The organism is Dolichospermum sp. UHCC 0352, assembly GCF_009711925.1.
In the GTDB taxonomy this organism is placed as follows: domain Bacteria; phylum Cyanobacteriota; class Cyanobacteriia; order Cyanobacteriales; family Nostocaceae; genus Dolichospermum; species Dolichospermum lemmermannii.
The window spans coordinates 1-2,082 of sequence record NZ_VIKY01000081.1; the positions used below are offsets into that span (position 1 = coordinate 1).

Genomic DNA, 2,082 nt, shown 5'->3' on the forward strand with positions numbered 1-2,082 from the left:
ATGGCTATTTCTGGTGGAGTTGAAGATTCATTGTTAGGTAAAATATCTATTGTGACTTGAGGATTTTTGGGAGCATTAGTGACTGTTTCTTTTACCTTCTGCTGCCGATAATCCTCCACAGTTACAAGTTGCCAACTAGAATCTTGTGAAAGTTCCAAAACCCAGTCATGATAATTAAACAAACTTTCTCGATGTCCCACACTGATAAAAGTTGTTTTCGTTGATTGTAATTGTTCATATAAATTTCCTTCATTATTTAAATCTAAAGCACTTGTGGCTTCATCTAAGATAGTGAAACTAGGACGAGTAACTAATAAGCGTGCGAAGGCAAGACGTTGTTGTTCTCCTAATGAGAGTATATTTTCCCAAGGAACTTCTGTATCAAAGCCATCTATACGACTAACTAAGTTTTGTAAATTAACTTGTTGTAAAATCTCTTTAAGTTCTGCATCGCTCATTTTGCGATTTGTATGCGGATAAAGTAACTGTTCGCGCAAAGTACCTAGAATTATATAAGGACGTTGGGGTAGGAATAAAACTTCTTCTAGGGGGGGTCTTACCAAACGACCAGTTCCCGCATTCCACAAACCAGCGATCGCTCTCAACAGAGAACTTTTACCTCGACCACTAGGCCCAACAATTAATAACCCCTCTCCAGGTTGAACACTCAAAGACAAATTTTCGACGATTACCTGTTCATAGTTGGGTGTTTGTAAAGTAACATTCTCAAAAGCTAAACGGTTTTCTTCTATTGTCTTAATCGTACTGACATTTTCTGGTAATTTGTTGACTGCTTCTAACGCATTTGACAATTCAACTAAACGTTCAACATAAATAGAAAATCTTCCTGAAGTTGCAAATTCTCTGATTAATTCGGCTATAGCATTGGCAAACAGATTACAAGCTAAACTAGCTTGAGCAATTTCCCCAAAATCAATTTCCCCTTTAATCTGTAAAGGTCCGAATACTATAAATGGAAATATTTGGATAATAGCCTGATATGCTCTGTTAAAAATATCCTGACTTCTTTCCCAATTAATCTTGCGTTTGGTATTTTGAATAATCTTATTAAATCTGCGCTGAATCATATTTAATTCTTGTTCTTCTCCTTGAAAGAAAGCTATTGATTCAGCATGATTACGAACATGAGTCAGACTATAAGTGTGGTCTGCCGTAAATTCGAGTCCCTCTTCTTGGATCTTATTTAATTGTTCAGCTAAATAAAGAGCAATTAAATTGCCCGCTATAGTATAAACAAGCAGGGCAATTGCTACAAATTTAGAAAGGCTCCAGAGAATAATTAAAAAAGTTGTCATTTCCAGGACTTTTTCTAAACAAGTCGCTGAAAAGCTGAGAGCATTTCTAGTCAAAGGTTCGATTTCTTGGGATATTTGTTGATCTGGATTACTAACATCAGATTGAAAGTTGATTTTATAGTAGGCACGATTACTTAAATATTTTGATAAAATTTGATGATTTAACCATTCATACCAATCAAGAGAAATTTGTTTCCTAACAAATCTAGAAAATCCTACTAAAAGTGTCACCAAAACCAGAGCAGCAGCGTAAACCAATAATATATCAATAAATTTCTTTAAATCTTTTTCTTCAGTAATCACATCAAGCAAATAACGGCTAACAAAGCTATTAAAAGCAGTTACGCTTACAAGTGCGACAATTAATAATATGAGAAGAATCAGCATTCCCCATGTCCGCACTACATCTGAGAATGCTCTACCGTTGGCTTCTGTGGGATACCAGTAAGGACCAATAACCGCTTTGACATTTTCCCAAAATCGGTTAGCAACTGGAGCAGAATTATTTGTGGCGGATTTATCAATAAAAGGTTTAGCTTGCATCTTAAAAAAATTATTTTAGTGTTTTGAGGTAGGGAACAGGGAACAGAAAAGACGGACTTGATACCTACTAAGTCTTGTATGGCTACAGCAAGCTATCAAAAATTAAATAGGAGTCCGATAGAATTCCATATTAATACTCAGGAGCAAAAAGCCAGACTAGCAATCCAGTATTGAGCTAAGTAGGTTAGCATTGAAAATCGTCGTTATGGCACTAGGCAAGAGG

At 35.8% G+C, this 2,082-nt stretch carries 1 protein-coding gene; it reads right to left on the bottom strand.

Annotated elements, in window-relative coordinates:
- Positions 1-1,859 (bottom strand): ABC transporter ATP-binding protein/permease (locus FJR06_RS05355; protein WP_168651013.1); only part of this gene is annotated, 1,859 nt, incomplete at its 3' end.
- Positions 1,860-2,082 lie beyond the last annotated feature (223 nt).